The organism is Halostagnicola kamekurae (assembly GCF_900116205.1).
In the GTDB taxonomy this organism is placed as follows: Archaea; Halobacteriota; Halobacteria; order Halobacteriales; family Natrialbaceae; genus Halostagnicola; species Halostagnicola kamekurae.
Map to the genome: position 1 here is coordinate 348,780 of NZ_FOZS01000003.1, position 16,894 is coordinate 365,673.

The 16,894-nt window shown below is 56.6% G+C and carries 14 protein-coding genes and 5 pseudogenes; 10 read left to right on the forward strand and 9 right to left on the reverse strand.

The window, feature by feature from the left end; genetic code table 11:
* Positions 1-392: 392 nt before the first annotated feature.
* Entirely contained in the window at positions 393-1,565 is a 1,173-nt protein-coding gene (locus BM348_RS15530; protein ID WP_092906138.1) for an FAD-dependent oxidoreductase, read from the reverse strand.
* Between the two features lie 176 nt (positions 1,566-1,741).
* Here BM348_RS15530 and BM348_RS15535 point away from each other — a divergent pair, with 176 nt between their 5' ends.
* Complete coding sequence (locus BM348_RS15535) at positions 1,742-2,398, forward strand: helix-turn-helix domain-containing protein (RefSeq protein ID WP_092906140.1); 657 nt, start codon at positions 1,742-1,744, stop codon at positions 2,396-2,398.
* Positions 2,399-2,419: 21 nt separating this feature from the next.
* Here the strand turns inward: BM348_RS15535 and BM348_RS15540 are convergent.
* Positions 2,420-3,098, reverse strand: a pseudogene (locus BM348_RS15540) (IS6 family transposase).
* Between the two features lie 136 nt (positions 3,099-3,234).
* On the opposite strand from BM348_RS15540, the gene dhaK reads away from it, so the two are divergent.
* The 7 genes from dhaK (at position 3,235) to BM348_RS21925 (ending at position 7,407) form a co-directional block, all read left to right on the forward strand.
* On the forward strand, positions 3,235-4,224 hold the full coding sequence (gene dhaK, locus BM348_RS15545) for a dihydroxyacetone kinase subunit DhaK (protein WP_092906142.1): 990 nt from the start codon (positions 3,235-3,237) through the stop codon (positions 4,222-4,224).
* Positions 4,225-4,281: 57 nt separating this feature from the next.
* Positions 4,282-4,995, forward strand: a complete 714-nt coding sequence (gene dhaL / locus BM348_RS15550) for a dihydroxyacetone kinase subunit DhaL (protein WP_092906145.1) — start codon at positions 4,282-4,284, stop codon at positions 4,993-4,995.
* Between the two features lies 1 nt (position 4,996).
* Complete coding sequence (gene dhaM / locus BM348_RS15555; protein WP_092906147.1) at positions 4,997-5,383, forward strand: dihydroxyacetone kinase phosphoryl donor subunit DhaM; 387 nt, start codon at positions 4,997-4,999, stop codon at positions 5,381-5,383.
* A gap of 94 nt (positions 5,384-5,477) precedes the next feature.
* Positions 5,478-5,762 carry a phosphocarrier protein HPr gene (ptsH1, locus tag BM348_RS15560; protein ID WP_092906149.1) on the forward strand — a complete coding sequence of 95 codons (285 nt, stop codon included), beginning with the start codon at positions 5,478-5,480 and terminating at the stop codon, positions 5,760-5,762.
* Positions 5,759-6,016: a phosphoenolpyruvate-utilizing N-terminal domain-containing protein gene (locus tag BM348_RS21915; protein WP_245779485.1), complete on the forward strand. Its 258-nt coding sequence runs from the start codon at positions 5,759-5,761 to the stop codon at positions 6,014-6,016. The genes ptsH1 and BM348_RS21915 overlap by 4 nt, the downstream gene beginning before the upstream one ends.
* A gap of 54 nt (positions 6,017-6,070) precedes the next feature.
* Positions 6,071-6,544, forward strand: coding sequence for a PEP-utilizing enzyme (locus tag BM348_RS21920; RefSeq protein WP_245779486.1), 474 nt, complete (start codon positions 6,071-6,073; stop codon positions 6,542-6,544).
* On the forward strand, positions 6,511-7,407 hold the full coding sequence (locus tag BM348_RS21925; protein ID WP_245779503.1) for a putative PEP-binding protein: 897 nt from the start codon (positions 6,511-6,513) through the stop codon (positions 7,405-7,407). The genes BM348_RS21920 and BM348_RS21925 overlap by 34 nt, the downstream gene beginning before the upstream one ends.
* Before the next feature lie 289 nt (positions 7,408-7,696).
* Here the strand turns inward: BM348_RS21925 and BM348_RS15575 are convergent.
* The 3 genes and pseudogenes from BM348_RS15575 to BM348_RS15585 form a co-directional block, all read right to left on the reverse strand.
* Positions 7,697-8,480 (reverse strand): annotated as a pseudogene (locus BM348_RS15575) (transposase).
* A gap of 522 nt (positions 8,481-9,002) precedes the next feature.
* Positions 9,003-9,638 carry an IS6 family transposase gene (locus BM348_RS15580; protein WP_092906151.1) on the reverse strand — a complete coding sequence of 212 codons (636 nt, stop codon included), beginning with the start codon at positions 9,636-9,638 and terminating at the stop codon, positions 9,003-9,005.
* An 80-nt stretch (positions 9,639-9,718) separates the two neighbouring features.
* Positions 9,719-10,543: pseudogene (locus BM348_RS15585) on the reverse strand (IS5 family transposase).
* Between the two features lie 667 nt (positions 10,544-11,210).
* Here BM348_RS15585 and BM348_RS15590 point away from each other — a divergent pair.
* Both BM348_RS15590 and BM348_RS15595 read left to right on the forward strand, forming a co-directional pair.
* A complete protein-coding gene (locus BM348_RS15590) occupies positions 11,211-11,417 on the forward strand; it encodes a hypothetical protein (RefSeq protein ID WP_139231201.1) in 207 nt (68 codons plus the stop codon).
* 168 nt (positions 11,418-11,585) lie between these two features.
* Positions 11,586-12,676: pseudogene (locus tag BM348_RS15595) on the forward strand (tyrosine-type recombinase/integrase).
* Positions 12,677-13,445: 769 nt separating this feature from the next.
* Here BM348_RS15595 and BM348_RS15600 read toward each other — a convergent pair.
* The 4 genes and pseudogenes from BM348_RS15600 to BM348_RS15615 all read right to left on the reverse strand — a co-directional run bounded on the left by BM348_RS15600 (position 13,446) and on the right by BM348_RS15615 (position 16,463).
* Complete coding sequence (locus BM348_RS15600; RefSeq protein WP_092906155.1) at positions 13,446-14,315, reverse strand: SDR family NAD(P)-dependent oxidoreductase; 870 nt, start codon at positions 14,313-14,315, stop codon at positions 13,446-13,448.
* Between the two features lie 218 nt (positions 14,316-14,533).
* Positions 14,534-14,752 carry a hypothetical protein gene (locus BM348_RS21685; RefSeq protein ID WP_092906157.1) on the reverse strand — a complete coding sequence of 73 codons (219 nt, stop codon included), beginning with the start codon at positions 14,750-14,752 and terminating at the stop codon, positions 14,534-14,536.
* A gap of 99 nt (positions 14,753-14,851) precedes the next feature.
* A pseudogene (locus BM348_RS15610) lies at positions 14,852-15,456 on the reverse strand (IS6 family transposase).
* A gap of 212 nt (positions 15,457-15,668) precedes the next feature.
* Positions 15,669-16,463: an IclR family transcriptional regulator gene (locus BM348_RS15615; RefSeq protein ID WP_092906159.1), complete on the reverse strand. Its 795-nt coding sequence runs from the start codon at positions 16,461-16,463 to the stop codon at positions 15,669-15,671.
* Positions 16,464-16,894 lie beyond the last annotated feature (431 nt).

Here is a 16,894-nt window from a genome sequence, read left to right on the forward strand (position 1 = left end):
TGTAGATCTACATAGCTGTGAAGAACCCAAACGAGATCGACGCCTAATACGCGTAATGCTCTAGAAGGGCGGGGCGTGGGAGGGAAGGCAAATATATCATTAATTTTATAAGATTTGTAGGTTGTAGCTCTCACCCTGAGGGGTAATTGTATCGTGATCAGTACGACGCGTTCAGGGGCACAATCCCTGGCTGAGTTTCGATAGCGTCTATAGTGGCCCAGTCGTCGCGCTCGAGACATTGGTTAGATTCGCTCTCTACCTGATTCATGAGAGAAAACTGACTTCCACTTCAATATTCAGTGAATCGCGGAGTCGAAGTCTAAATTCGGTAACTGGTGGTCTATGGGTCGCTTCTTCACGACAGATTAATTTAATTCGAATATTTTTGTAGATTATATTTCTTCTGGGAGCGACGTCTGAGCTGCTCGGCGACGACGCGATCGACGGAAGACAGTGTCCGGAAGCAGCTTGACAACGAGATTGCGTGCCCGAGTGCCGACACGTGACTGCATCGTCCCGAACGTTCCGAGCCGGTGGGATTCAGACCGAATCCGGTCAGCTCTCGGTTTTCGTTCGGCTTCGAATGCATCGAACGCTATCGCGGGATCGTCGTGCGTGTCGAGCGCGTGGACCAACGCAAGCGCGTCCTCGATGGCCTGTGCTGCGCCCTGTCCTGCGAACGGTAGCATCCCGTGGGCTGCGTCTCCGGCGATGACGACCGATCCACGAGACCACGTCTCCAGGGCTGGGACGTCCTCGAGACCGGTGACGAAGACGTCGTCGGGATCGAGTGAGTCGACTACGGTAGGGATCGGCTCCGGATAGTCGGTGTATCGATCACGGAGTGTCGCTATCGTTTCCGCGGGAGTAGTCGAATCGGATGGTGTTGGGCCGGGTGCTGTGGCGAACCAGTAGAATCGATCCGTGTCGATCGGTGCTCCGCCAGTGTAGGTCCCGTTCCCCCAGACTTCGACTCCCTGTGTACGGTAGTCGTCGGGGAGGTCGACGGTGCTAACAGCTCGATAGACGATACTCTCCAGCGCCTGCAGTTCGATGTCCGCAGCGATTGCGTCACGAACTGCGGAGTTGATGCCGTCAGCCCCGATGAGGATATCCGGCTGAATTTGCGTGCCGTCGGTGAATCGAGCCGCTGGTGGGTCAGCCGTGGCAACAGCCTCACACGTCATTCCGGTGTGAACCTCGGTATCGAGCTCTTCGAGGAGTATTCGTTGGAGTTCAGCACGGTGGATTGCGACGAACCCATATCCAAACTGACTTCGCTCAACTTGATCAAGATCGAACCGAGTGAGAACGCGCCCGCTGGAGGAACGAATCAGACTGTCGCTGAGGGGGACCCCTGCAGTGCGGATACGTTCGGCGATTCCGAGCCGATTGAAAACGAGGAGTGCGTTGGTCTGTAGCAACAGTCCAGCGCCGATAGGCCGATATCCGGATGCGGCTTCATAGACCGTTGGTGTCCAGCCACGCTGTTCGAACGCGAGGGCTGTGGTGAGTCCACAGATACCGCCGCCGATAATCGCCACTTCGGGTGTCTCTTGTGCCATTAGTATCCCCGTCCTGAATCAGCTAGGGTGAGTTGGAAACCTCTTATCACGTGTAGGCTATCGAATCGGACAGTCATTTGCAGAGACGTCATATCTCTCGATTCGAGGAGAGCCACGAAATGCCGACTGGCGATTATTCACACGTTTTTATTAGGCGCTACGATTCATCGTACGCAATGCGGTATCTCACGGTCCATGTTCGTCCGACCGACGAGGGTACGTTCCATCCGCTTGCGAAGCAGCTCGTGGACGAGCCGTCGATCACTCGAGAAGCGATTCGTAGCGTCGAACTGCTAGCCGATGGGACCGTGCTATTATTCGCTGAAGGGAGCGGCGATCGGAATCGATACGAAGAGATCATGGAGAGTTCTGAATTCGTCATCGATTATCTCGTCTCGGGGGGAGACCAATGGCTAGCGGTCAGCCAGTTCGAACCGACCGACACAACGCGTCGGATGCTGGAACGCCAACGCGAGTCGGATCTCATCATCGAGACCCCGATTCATTTCAATGCTGACGGGTCGCTTCGAGTAACGTATCTGGGGAGCGATAAAGCGTTCCAGAAACTCGTCCAGAAAGACACGGAAGAACTCCCGATCACGTACGAGGTCACCGAAACAGGCGAATATGTTCCGGACGAAGCGGCATTCACACGGATCTTAACAATGCGCCAACGGGAAGTGCTTAAGACGGCCGTCGAGATGGGATACTATAGTGTACCTCGCGAATCGACGCTCGATGATGTGGCAGCAGTTGTAGGGATTGCGCCGACGACCGCTGGAGATCACCTCCGAAAAGTCGAAGAACGTGTTTTCGAGTCTCTCGTACGGTGATACCAATATACTAGGCACTGTCTAGTTCAGCACCTTCTCGGCTGGTGTACGGCCGTTCAGTGCTTGATTCGGTCGATCGTGGTTATAGCGGTGTCTGAACCGTCTGAGCCAGCGGCGTGGGCTGGCTGGACTGCCCCGCCAGAAGGACTGAAAGCAGTCGATCCGCATTGAGGCCGTCTGAAGCTACTTTTCGACGTGATTTCGGTCGCTGTAGTCGAGATGACCGCTCACTTCGTGGCGAGCAAGGGCAGTCAGATAGCTGCCAGCATCGACGAGAAATTCCGTTTCGTCGAGATCGTGTTTCTCGGTGAGCGGATGCGAGAATGCCGCCGCGGGGTTAATCTCGCGGCGGCTAAACACGTCGATTTCGAGCAGCAGCTTCGATTCTGTATCGATCGCAGCGTACAACCACTTTTTCTCGCCGTCGACCTCGATCTGTTTCTCGTCGACCGCGGACCCGCGACGACTGCGCCGTCGCAAGTCGCTCTGAGCCTCTGTGAGTTTGTGCGCCCAGTTCCAAATTGCGCCGTGAGAACGGTCAATACCGAGCAAATCAAGGACTGTGACAACCTCCCGAAGCGACAATCCCATCGAATGCGAGCGCACCCCGACACCCTAATGGGTGTCGGGGTGTGCTCGTTCTCCCAACCTCATCACAATCCACGTCTACGGACTCTCTGAGCAGGTTGGCGAGTTGCATGGTCACTTCTGGCCACCGCCTGCTCATTCCTCAAACCCTCATCTAGACAGTGCCCTCGATGGAAAGACGCCAGTTGAGGAGGTGCTGAACTAGACAGTGCCGTTTTATATACGTTCGAGGGATAAGCACGTATGGTATGAAGAAGCTTATCAATGATCCGGAAAACGTAGTAGACGAGATGCTCGACGGGATGGTCGCGGCGTACCCGGACCGACTGCGTCGACTGGACGGGACGAACGTACTCGTTCGAAATGACGCCCCCGTCGACGACAAGGTCGGGATCGTCAGCGGCGGTGGGAGCGGCCACGAGCCGACCCACGCCGGCTATCTCGGCAACGGGATGCTTGACGGCGCGGCGGCGGGGGAGGTGTTCACGTCGCCGACCGCCGACGAGATCAACGAGATGATTCAGGCCTGTGACGCCGGCGAGGGCGTTCTCTGCGTCGTCAAGAACTACGAAGGCGACGTGATGAACTTCGATACTGCCGCCGAGATGGCCGCAATGGAAGACGTCGACGTCGAGCAAGTCGTTGTCAACGACGACGTCGCCGTGGAGGACTCCACATACACGTCCGGTCGACGTGGCGTCTGTGGCACGATCTTCGTCCACAAGGTGGCGGGGGCGGCAGCGGAGCGCGGCGAGGACCTCGCCGAAGTACAGCGCGTCGCGGAAAAAGCCGTCGACAACGTTGGGACCATGGGGATGGCGCTCACCTCGTGTGTCACCCCGGAGAAGGGCGAGCCGACGTTCGATCTCGGTGACGACGAGATCGAACTCGGCATCGGTATCCACGGCGAACCCGGCGTCGAGCGCACCGACATGATGGACGCCGACGAGATCGCCACAGAGCTAACGACGGCGGTCCTCGAGGACGTCGAACCCGATGGGGAAGTCGCCACGATCGTCAACGGGATGGGCGGCACGCCGCTGTCGGAACTGTTCATCGTCAACAGGGCGGTACAGGACCACCTGGAAGACGAAAGCATAGAGACGTGGGGCACCTGGGTAGGGGAGTACATGACGTCGCTCGAGATGGCCGGCTGCTCGGTGACGGTCCTCGACCTCGACGATGAGCTCAAGGGTCTACTGAGCGACCCGGCGAATACGCCGGCGTTCACGGTGTGATCCCTCGGGCGATCTGGAGCCCAAAGGTCTTATTACTGAGTGAGTGTACCACGGATCATGGCTTCTCGAGAGACGGAGTGTGAAGCGATTCTGGAAGCGGTCGATCGGATCGCCGCCCGGATAGCGTCGGAGAAAAAGCACCTGACCGATCTCGACTCGGCAATCGGCGACGCCGACCACGGGGCGAACCTCGACCGAGGGTTCAAAGCCGTCGTCGAAACGCTCGAGCAGAAGGAGGACGCCGACGCGCAGGACCTAGTGAAGACGGTGGGGACGACGCTTATTTCCGAGGTTGGAGGGGCGTCAGGACCGCTGTACGGCGGCTCCTGTATGCACGCGAGTCAGGAACTCGAAGCGGGGATCACCGCCGAAACGACCGTCGCGTTCGCCGAGGCCTACCTCGAGAAGCTACAGGACAGGGGCGGCGCCGAGGTCGGCGACAAGACGATGGTCGACGCGCTGACGCCGGCGGTTCACACCTACAAGAAGTCGATCGAAGTGGACGATCTCCCCCCACTGGAGGCGTTGGCGAAAGCCGTCGACGCGGCCGAACGGGGCGTCGAGTACACTGTCCCGCTCAAAGCGTCCAAGGGCCGCGCCTCCTATCTCGGCTGGCGATCCGTCGGTCACCAGGATCCCGGCGCGACGAGCACGCTGCTGGTTCTGGAGGAACTGCTCGCCACCGCCGAAGAGTACCTCGACGGCGACGTCGACGTCGACGCCACGTCGCCGACAATCCCCGACGAGGAGCCGGAGGAGGTGGAGGAGTAACATGATCGGATTACTCGTCGTCTCTCACAGCGGGAACGCTGCGGAAGGGATCAGGGACATCGCCCTCGAGATGGGCGGCGACGACGCCCGGATCGAGGCCGTCGGCGGCGATCCCGACGGCGGTATCGGAACCTCGGTCGACGACATTAGCGCGGCGCTGGAGCGACTCGCCGACGAGACCGACGGCGTGGTCGTCCTCGTCGACCTCGGCAGCGCCGTCATGAACGCGGAGGTGGCTATCGAATCCATCGACGACGTCGAGTGCGTCGTGGTCGACGCGCCGGTTCTCGAGGGGACGCTCAACGCGGCCGTCGAGGCGTCGAGCCCGAACGCGACTCTCGACTCCGTCGAACGCGCCGCGGCCGAAGCGGTTGATCTCTTTGAGTAGGGAGAACCGCCGGAATGTGGTGCTGGTCGTCGGGAGTGAGGGACCGAAATCACCGGGAAAGTAAAGTCACACACCGGCCAAGATTCGCACTGGTATGGAGCGTATCGTAACAGTGGTCCCCGAGGCTGGCCTGCATGCCCGTCCAGCGTCCCGGTTCGTGCAGATGGCCAACCAGTACGACAGCGAGATCACGCTAGAACCGGTCGACGACGGGAAGTCCGTCAACGCACGGAGTATGCTCGCGGTCACGGGCCTGAACGTCGAGTCCGGGGAGGACGTCCGACTCGTCGCCGAGGGGGAAGACGCCGGGGCTGCGCTTGACGCGCTGGCCGAGGTCCTCTCGTCGCCCGAAGCCGGTGACGAGGAGACCGGTGAATGACCGAATTCGATGGCGTCGGCGTCACGCCGCGCACCGGACACGGGATCGCCCGCTGGCACGACAGGACGATCGACTTGGGTGAGCCCCCGGCGCCCGAGACCGTCGATCCGGGCGACGAACTGGCGATGTTCGAGCGAGCGCGCGACGTGGCGCGGGCGGCCCTCGAACGCGACCGGGACCGCGCCAGCGAGCGCGTCGGCGAGGCCGAAGCCGAAATCTTCGACGCACACATCCAGTTCCTCGACGACCCCTAGATCACCGACGGCGTCGAGTCGGCGATCGAAGACGGCCTGCCGGCGGCCCACGTCGTGCGGGAGACCTTCGACGGGTTCGTCGACCAGTTCGAAGGGATGGACGGGCGGATGGCCGAGCGCGCCGACGACCTGCAAGACGTCCGCGACAGGCTACTTCGCCTGCTGGTCGACGAGAGCGCCACGGAGCCGTCCCAGACCGATGGGCCGGACGCCGACGAGCGGATCGTCCTGCTGGCCGATCGACTGGCGCCCAGCGACACTGCCGATCTCGACCCGGACCGGATAGCGGGCCTCGTCACGAATGCCGGCGGGCGGACCTCTCACGCGGCCATCCTCGCGCGCTCGCTCGCTATCCCGGCGACCACGTGCTCGTCGACGGCGAGGACGGTCGAATCGTGGTCGATCCCGACGGCGAGGCGCTCGCGGCGACAGCGGAGTCAGGCCCCGAGATTCGCGAGGGGCCGGTCGAGACGACCGACGGGAAACATGTCGAGGTGGCCACGAACCTCGGCGGAACGGGCGGACTGACGCCGGCGGTCGAGAGCGGCGCCGACGGCGTCGGCCTGTTCCGCACGGAGTTCCTGTTTCTCGAATCGGGAGGCGCCCCCTACCGAGGACGAGCAGTACGACGCCGTGACCGACGTCCTCGACGCGTTTGCCGGCGACCGGGTCGTCTCCGAACGCTCGACATCGGCGGGGACAAGCCGGTCCCGTACTTGGAGCTGCCGGAGGCGTCCAACCCGGTCCTCGGCGAACGGGGAATCCGACTCTCGCTCGACCGGCATCGCCATCTCTTCGAGACCCAGCTCCGCGCACTCTTGCGCGCCGCGGCGTCCGAGCACGGCGACGGCCTGGCGGTGATGTTTCCACTGGTTTCGACGATCCCCGAACTCGAGGGGGCGCTAAAGGCGGTTGACAACGTCGCCGCAGACCTGGCCGACGAGGGGGTCGAGCACGCCAGGCCGGAACTGGGCGTCATGATCGAGACGCCTGCGGCCGTCCTGTGTGCGGATCAGGTCGCGGAGCGCGTCGAATTCCTCAGCATCGGTACGAACGACCTGACGCAGTACGTCATGGCCGTGGACCGTGAGAGCGAGGCGCTCGCCGACCTCAACGACCCGCTGCACCCGCCAGTTCTCCGGGCGATCCGCCGGACGGTAGAGGCGGGGCGCGCCGAGGATGCCTGGGTCGGGATGTGCGGCGAAATGGCCGGCGACCCGGACCTGACGGAGTTGCTCGTCGGCCTCGACCTCGACGAACTGAGCATGAGCGCGGTGACCGTCCCCGCTGTGAAGCGTCGGATCGAGGAAACCATCACCGACGACGCCGAGGATCTGGCCGAGCGAGCCCTCGAAGCCGAGACCCGCGACGAGGTTCGGTCGCTGCTTTGAGAAGCGGGAGGATCTCGACGTGCTCTGCTATGCGGTTGGAAAACATCCACGATAGGTCAAGAATCAGTACAACCTCGGAAAGTTCCTCTTCTTCTACCCGCTCACAGTTGGCGACGAACAGTGGTGTGCCGCGCTCGGAGTCGACGCACTCTACCTCCCCTGTGCGGTCCAAGAGTCGCAGAACGCCGTCGACTTGTCGTAGGGCGGTAAAAACCCAGAGCGGAGACTTCGTCCCGCGCGTGGATTTTGGAGAAGAGGGCCGTGGTGAATCGCCAGACGTAGCGTTATTTCACTGTTTCAGAGTTCGCTTGATGTTGTGAACCGCACACATCAAGACGAGTTCGCGAAATTCACCGTAGTCAGGTTCGCGCACGCACGGCGTCGCCGAGCGTGCGCTTGATCGTTGAGAAGACGGTCTCACACATCGGTCGTTGGCGGTATCGAGGCCCATCGATCCGCGCGTTATGCGCGTGATCGATGGGCCGGAACTCGCGATGTTTGATCAGCGGTCTCACACCCTCTTCGCGGAGGTTTTCGGTAAATCCATCCAATCGTAGCCTTTGTCGCCAGCCGAGCTGTGTGTCGTGGCGTTTTTCGGTCGTACAGTGAACGTGCAGAATGGCTTTGGTTTTTGTATCAACGAGAGCTGTTGCTTTGAGCGTCTGAACCCGGTAATTCGTCCGCCGGCAGTAGTGTTTGCTCGCGGTTTCGCGCTCGAAAAACGTCGCGTCGATGGCGGCGTGTCCGCTCGGCTCGCGCAACTGCGCCGACAGGCGCAGCAGCACGCGCCAGAGTGCTGTCTTAATCTTATCAAACCACTTGACTAGCGTGGAGTGGTCGGGGAGATCGGCCGGTCCAAGACCGATCTCCCCGAGAATATGTGGCATCTCGCTCAGCAAATCTAGTGCTTCTCGATACGATTTCTCTAGGTAAACCCGAAGACAATGCAGCGACACAAAAGCGTAATCGTCGAAGCCGCCACCCCCTTCGGGGGCAGCAACTTCGCCTCGGCCACCAACAGCATTTTGAGCTAACTGAACGACTTTGCTCGTGAAGCGGGAGATCTTCGACATAGAGCATCGGCGGTTTCCCGCTTCATCTTCCAGTTCTACCGGTCGAAGCCGACGCAGTATGACGATTCACCAGAGCCCTCGACTTCGAAGAAGTCCCTGATGATGAGTGGAATGGGCAGCCGATGTGGGAATGCCAGCGCTGTGAAGTGCCCCGATATAGACCGAAACTGGAAGGATTTCGGTAAGCAGGATGGCAACCTAAACCTACGATAGGTCTCTATGAATCGCTAGACAACAGTGGCTTCCGCCACTATATCCAGGTGGCTTGATCCGCTACTCGTGGACAATTCCGGCTACAACTTCCAGCGAATCCATCCTGGCGAAACGATTGAACTTATTTACAGGGGACGCTAAGACGGTATACCCTAATACCCTATGGCGATTGACCGGAGTCTTCGCTCATAATCATGCCTGAAACTGACTCAGACAGTTCAATCACTATACGTGCTTAATGACTAGCCAGATAGAACTCGATTCTACGAAAACCCTATATTAATATTGTTGGAGTGCTCGGCATCGTGTTTAGTTACGCGAATTCCACCAGACGGCAAAGGCTTGTAGCCACGTTTCGGCGGTCGCTGGATCGACGTGACCAAATATATTGCTAAATGAAGGAGTCCGGAGTTTTATTTCTTTAAAGACACGTTTGACAGTGTTCCGATTTCCATGTCGTTCGGGTCGAAATCGGATCCCGGCTCGTTGCAATGCAGCCGCTAGATGGTGTGCGTGATCGACGAGAAACACCGCGTCCTCGACGTCGTGTTTCTCACGAAGCTCTCGCAGAAACCGTTGCGTCAATGCCGCCGTAGTCGTCGTAAACAGCTGTAAATGCAGAAACTCGTTCGTCTCGGGATCGACAGCGGCGTACAGCCAGAACTGCTGGCCATTGATTCGGATCACCGTCTCGTCGAGCTCGACGTGATCCGGACTTGCGTTGCGAGCGGGCTGTAGATTTGCCTTCTGCACCCAGTCGTGAACAGCTTTCCGCGACCGTTTGACACCGAACTTCTCAAGCTCTGAGATGGTATTCGAAAACGATAATCCGCCAAGATGGAGTCGAATACCGAGCTTCATCAGCCGACGCGGTATCCGCTCTCGCTCTACAAAGTCTAGTTCGATCCAGTCGCTACAACTACTGAGGCGAGCAATTTTCGCCATAGACCAGCTGAAAATCACCTCGCCTCATTCTTCAGCCTTAACTAAACACGACCTGGTGAATCGCCAGACGTAGCGTGATTTCACTGTTTCAGAGACTGCTCGATGTTGTGAACCGCACACATCAGAACGAGTTCACGAAATTCACCGTACCAGGTTCGCGCACGCACGGCGTCGCCAAGCGTGCGCTTGATCGTCGAGAAGACAGTCTCACACATCTCTGGTTGCCGGTAGCGAGGTCCATCGATCCGCGCGTTGTGCGCGTGATCGATGGGCCGGAACTCACGATGCTTAATCAGCGGCCTCACACCCTCTTCGTGGAGTTCCTCGCGTAATTCCATCCAGTCGTAGCCTTTGTCGGCAGCGAGGCTGTGCAACTCGCCCGCCGCAACGCGGGCGAGTTGCCAGCCGAGTTGGGTGTCGTGACGGTTCTCAGTCGCAGAATGAACGTCCAGAACAGCCTGTGTCCCTGTATCGACGAGAGCGGTTGTTTTGAGCGTCTGGACGGGGTAATTTTCCGACGACAGTAGTGTTTGCTGGCGTTTTCGCGGTCGAAAAACGTCGCGTCCATCGCAGCATGACCAGATGGCTCGTGCAGCTGCGCCGATAGGCGCAGCAGCACTCGCCAGACAGCCATCTTGGTTCTGTCAAACCTCTTCACTACGTCGAATGATCAGGGAGATCGCCTTTCTGAAGCCAATCTCCGCCAGTATTTGTGGCGTTTCGCTCAAGAGGTTGAGCGCTTCGCGGTAGGATTTCTCTAGGTAAACCCGCAGACAATGCAGCGAAACGACGGCGTAGTCGGCGAATCCGCCGCCACCCTGCGGGGCGGCGGATTTGCCTCGGCCACCAACAGCACTTTTAGCTAACGTCACGACCTTTCCAGTGAACCGGGAAATTTTGGACATGAACCATCCGCCATTTCCCGCTTCAACTCCCTAGTTCTGACGGATCAAGTTAGCGCCGTCTTGTGATTTACCAGAGCTACTAGTTTAGTCTGAGTACCGTCGTTTTTGTATGCTAATGCCCTTAAAGTCATTGTCTCGGCTTCCTTCTTTCCACGTTATCGGGGCATCTTGTATTTCCTCGATGGAGATCGCGTCGAGATGATCCACTACACTCTGCAACAGGATTTGGGTAGATGATTTTAACGTTTACTATAGTTAGATGACTCTATACCTCACAGCATGTGGCGTACCAGTATGCGTTCCTATGGTCTCTCAGACCGAACAAAGGTGATATAGACGAAGGCCTGAGCGATAAGTACAGGATGCTAAGACAGCGTTAGCACACGACGCAATTGTCGGCGCGTTCAATGCGCCGACTTGCGTCAATGTTCGGCAGCTAAGGTCAAGCTTGGGAGGATGACCAAGCTGCAAGTGTTGGCTAAGGCCAACATATAACATAAGGGGATATTAGGACTTAAATATTTATGTTTATATACTATTATCTAAACATATATTTAAATAGATATTTGTCGAGTTATAAACTATGTTCGGCTCTGGCGAATCATAAGACTGCGCCGACTTGGTCCGTCAGAACCAGGGAGTTGAATTGGAAAATGGCGGATGCTTCATGTCCGAAATCTCCCGCTTCACTGGAAGGTTTGAATACATTGTCGCCGAGGCCGGGATCAACGAGACAAGGAGACGCAGTTTGTATACTTCGGACGTTCAAAGGTTCCGCAAATCACTCACGGGCACCTATCTCGATATGCTCAGCGACAAGTTCGATAATCAACTCAACAGCTCTGGTGAACCGCTAGACTACGGCAGCTTCTAGGACTATTTCCAGTGGCTCAGCCCGCTACGCTTGGACCATTCTGGCTACAACTTCCAGCAAATCCATGCTGGCGAAGCGATTGGATAATTCAAAGGAGCCCTAAGACAGTCTAACCTAACGCCCTTTGGTGATTCACAAGAGCCGGTCGACACTGTACCCCACGAGTGAATGTCTGAATCCACTGATCGACGGGCTGCTCGCGGGGGGACGACCGTCGAGGAGGCGGTTTCGCGCTATCTCGGTTCGCTCGACTCGGGTGTCTCCCGGTCAACAATGCGATCGCCGCTGACCGAATTCGCGGACTTCTGTGATCAAGAGGGCGTGCAGCAAGTCGATGCACTCGAAACGAATACGCTCCGGGAGTACGGGATGTACCTTCGCGAGCGTGCCATCGACCAAGAGCTGGCAGCGTCGACGGCGAACACATATTTCAACTACGTGCGCGCGTTTCTCTCTTGCGTCCGCGACGAACTGCTAGACACCAACCCAGCGAATACACAGCGTGCAGAAGAGTTTCTCCCCGAGGACAAAGGCGATCGCAACCGCCAGTTCTGGGATCCTGAAGACCGCCAGCAGCTCATTAACTACGTCACCGAACGTGTGGATATGGCGCTCGAGGGTACGATCGAAGTTTCTCGTGAGACCGCCTATCGCGACCGGGCGATCGTGGTTTTGCTCGTCGATGCCGGCGTCCATGGCGCCGAACTATTCCGGGATCCGCGTGATGACGATCGTGACGGTGTGACCTGGGGCGATGTCGATCCCGAGAATCACTCTCTCGAGGTGTTCGGGGAATCCGTCAGTATGAGCGCGTTGGGCTTCCATCGGCTGCTCGAGACGCACTCGAGCGGTATTGTCGCGTCGCTGAGCCGCCAACTGATGTCTGGCCGATTTTTCCAACTGGGCACGCTCCCTCGAAATATGCTGCATACCGTGAGGTGACTGGGGAAGACCCGGATGAGAATGTAGACATTGACGATGCGCTTCGAAATGTTGAGATTCCGCCGCCAGCACTCACGAAGGCCGGTGGTTGATCAGTGATGAAACGGCTCACACAGGAAGCTGGCATCGATCTCGAGGATGGCGACTATCTGAAACCCCATGGCGCGAGGCGGGCGCTTGGGGCTGAACTGTACGAGAAGGGTCATTCCGAACTTGCGCAGGCACTTCGACACAAATCCATCGAGATAACCCACAAGTCGTACTCCGACATTCAAGCTAAAGACGTTGCCGACGGGATTGATGAGGTGCGAGAATAAATAATACTTACAAACATGAATTTGTACACACACTGTCTATTTTAGCACTTCCTCGACCTTGACAGCTAAAATCCACTCTTTGCCGTAGGTTTCGAGGTGCGTCACGAACTCCTGGGAACAGTAGCTCATGTCGAAGAGATAGGTGTCTGTCGGGACACTTGTCTCGATAAGTTCATCGACAAGTTCGAGAGCTAACTCAACACGTCGCTATGCGTCTTTTTCGTAGAGTCTGAATCCGAGTGGATAAGTCGTTTTCTCGTCAGCATAGAGTGCGTAAATCAGACTCTGAACCCAGATATAGCCGTGGGCAGTATGTTCGTAGAATTTTCCGACGTTCGGTAATTGCTCCCCGGTTTTGTGGGTGACGGTGTCGTCGATGATGACGACATCGTCACTGGCTCCACTTCGTGTTGTTGGCCTATTGGAGAAACTCTAGACGTTCTTTGTTGAGTTGGTCTTGTCCCAGTCGTACTCGGTGAGGAACTTGTTCAGGGAACGCTCGCTTTTCGCAGGAAGAACGTGAGTCGAGATACCTTGGACGGTCTTGTTGCTGGCCGCAACAAGACCTGTCACGTACGCCTTGACGTGATGTTTCTACCTCGTTGAGAAACACGCAAACTGGACAATTGGCTCAGTACATGACGGGAACGACGTGATCCGGAGCATCAATGGTTCACATGCTCCCTATGCGCTCTATCAGCATAGGGTACGAAGTCAAGTAACTACACAGTGTCGACAAACTCAAAAGATTAATTATAAAAAATATAGGTTAGCGTGAGTCTCCGCCGAGCCCCAGTTCGTCGCGAAACGCGGACGTCAGACGGTCCGCCGTCCAGCCGGTCTCGTTTATCGCGGTCCGCTCGATTTCGGGCTCCGAGAGAACGCTGACGGAGTCGCCGACGGCGCGGATCGTCCGGCCGGTGATGCCGGTTGCGTCGTTGCTCATCAGTGCGGCGACAACCGGCGCGATTTTCTCCGGCGATTTCGACTCGTCCTCGAGGAGGTCTTCGGTCATTCGCGTGTACGCGATCGGCAACAGAGCATTCACCCTGACGTTCGAAGTTGCTAGTTCCTGTGCCGCCGTCCGCGTAAGTCCGAGGATTCCCGCCTTTGCCGCACCGTAGTTCGCCTGTCCAACATTCCCGAGCGCCGACGGACTCGTGACACTCACGAACGATCGCTCCGACGAGAGCCCGCCCTCGGTCTCCTCGTCGCGGTTGCGCCAGTGGCGAGCGAGGTTCCGAAGGAGCGAGAAGTGGCCGCGGAGGTGAACGTGGACCACGGTGTCCCACTCGTGATCGGTCATGTTCGTGAGATACGAGTCACGGAGAATACCGGCGTAATTGATCGCCCCATCGATTCGTCCGTACTCCGAGAGAGTATCCTCGATGAGCGTTTCCGTGTACTCGAGACTGGTTATGTCGCCGAAGTGAGCCATTGCCTCGCCGCCGTCAGCTTCGATTTCCTCGGCGGCCGTCGCGGCGGGCTCTTCCGCCGCTCCATCGCCCTCGAGGGACGTCCCGAGGTCGGTGATGATGACTGTCGCGCCGTTCGCAGCGAGTTCCGCCGCCGTGGCTCGACCGAGGTCACCGCCGCCGCCAGCGACGATGCACACTTTTCCGTCGAGAAATTCGTTCATCCGTACTATTCGGTATCTACCGGCGCTTATAAAAGGAATGGGTATCTCGAGACAGACTCGAAACGTTGTTGATTGTCACGTGTACTGGCGGCGAGGGATAAGTTTCGACGGGTCCAGCGGATTCCGAAGTTCAGTCGTCTTCAATCCGGACGAGATTGGTCTTGTATTCGGAGAGTTCGATTTCCTCGGTCGGGAGGATTGTTGGATCAACCGAACGTTCAGTTGCGCTCTGACCATGGTTGCAATATCGTCGATGAGTTCGTCCTCGGGACGATCAGTGTCGGAATCACGAGCGACCTTATCGGAATCGGCTCGTCGAATCGGACCTTTCCCTCGTGGGGCAACACAACTTTCATTTTTGGTGATGCTCCCTCGATTTCACTGACAACTTCGCGGACCCTCGCAGGGTAGATATTTTGAGCCTTGTAGATGAGCATGTCATTTGCACGGCCAATGATCTCGAACCGCGGGGATGTTCGCCCGCACGGCACTGTCTAGTTCAGCACCTCCTCAGCTGGTGTTCGTCCATTGAGTGCTTAATTCGGCCGATTGTGGTTATAATGGTGTCTGAAGCGTCTAAGCACCGGCGTGCACTAGCTGGACTGCCCCGCCAGAAGGAGTGAAAGCGATCGATCCGCATTGAGACAGTCTGAAACCACTTTTCGACGTGGTTTCGCTCGCTGTAGTTGACCGCTTAATTCGTGACGTGCGAGGGCAGTCAGATAGCCGCCAGCATCGACAAGAAACTCTATATCGTCGGTTTCGTGTTTCTCGATGAGTCGGTGCAGAAATGCCGCCGCGGGGTCGGTCCCGCGGCGGCTGTACACGTCAATTTCCAGCAGAAGCTTCGATTCTGTGTCGATTGCGGCGTACAACCACTTTTTCTCGCCGTCGACCTCGATCTGTTTCTCGTCGGCGGGTCGCTTTGTGCTTCTGAGAGTGTGTGTGTCCAGTTCCAAATTGCGCCGTGAGAACGGTCAATACCGAGTAATTCGAGCACTGCGACGACCTCTCGAATCGATAATCCCATCGAATGGAGACGCACCCCGAACACCCTGACGGGTGTCGGGGTGCGCTCGCTCTCCCAAACTTCATCACAGTCCACGTCTACGGCCTCTCTGAGCAGGTTGGCGAGTTGCATAAGCACTTCTCGCCACCACCTGCTCATTCTTCAAACCTTCATCTAGACAGTGCCCGTTTCAGTAATATGGCTCCTAAACAGTATTTGTCATATACAAATATAAACGTCTAATTCGTATTGAATGCTCCCCCAGATTTACGAACATATGGATGTAATAAGATTGTTCTATTAGTTGCCTATCTTTGGAATTACGATTCTCCTCATTTCAGTCGTTATTCGTTTCGGTCTTTTGAATGTATATTAATCTCTATCTCATTCGAAATTTCCTTTACCTTATTAGGGATCTTCTCATTAAATATTTGGCCAGTCCATGTAGCTGCTGACCCTGAAATACTGATTGCCCCAAGGACTTCCCCATTATTGTCCCGACAAATTGGTGCACCGACGGCTCGAATACCATGCATATGTTCCTGATCATTAACTGCATACCCCTGTTTTCGTACTAATTTAAGTTCATCTAGAAGTTGTTCACGATCTGTAATTGTTTGGGATGTCTGAGTTGGAAGACCGTGATCATCGAGGATTTGATGGACCTTTGGTTCAGGAAGTTGTGCAAGGATTGATTTTCCACCTGCAGTACAATGGATATGGTTCTGGAGATTTCCTCTTTTCTTGATGTGAAGGTCGAGACCAGCGGTATTTTCACCATATACTTCCTCTAATATCAACAGTCTATTATTGTATTCCTTCTGCAGGTGTACGCATCCGCCGACCTCATGAGCTACTGCTTCAATAATATCTTTCGAAGCCGAGTACAACTCTGTGCTATTTCGAACTCGAACTCCATATGGAATAAACATCGACCCGATTCGGTACTTTGTTCCTTCTTGTTCAATAAACCCGTAATCCTTTAGCGTCGCAAGATAGGTGTGAATACTCCCTGCGGAGAGAGGGACGACCGATTCGAGATCTGCTATCGTTGCTGGCCCCTCCATGCGGAGGTATTCGAGTATATCACCTGCTTGTTCGATCGATTTGACTTTTCTTCCTTCGCTTTTTGAAGTCATGTTGGTTGGTAACACTCACGCCCACATAGGTCTTTGGTATTGCCAAAAACTTTGTTTCGTTACTCGTGAAAAGTGAGGCGATGAAATATACGCGCCTATCTCGATTGTCAGAGATTGAATCAGACTCCCAACGAAAATTCAAAAGTACTCAACTGTGCATTTCAGACAACCGCACACTGCCGAAATCAATTGTACCTATGAGGGCAGCACTCTCATTATTTCCTGCTGTCGCCAGAGCTTTCGTCTACGAAATGGCGACACAGATCGCTGAATCTGAAGGACTGGAAGCGACTGAAAGCTCAGGAGGTTACAGAGGCGATGGTGAAGGGATTGACCGACTGGTGATTAAACCGCAGAAGTACAGCGAAGAGCGACTCTGCAAGAGACGGCCTCAACCGGTGATAGAAGCCGCCGGGAGAGATCGTCTCGTC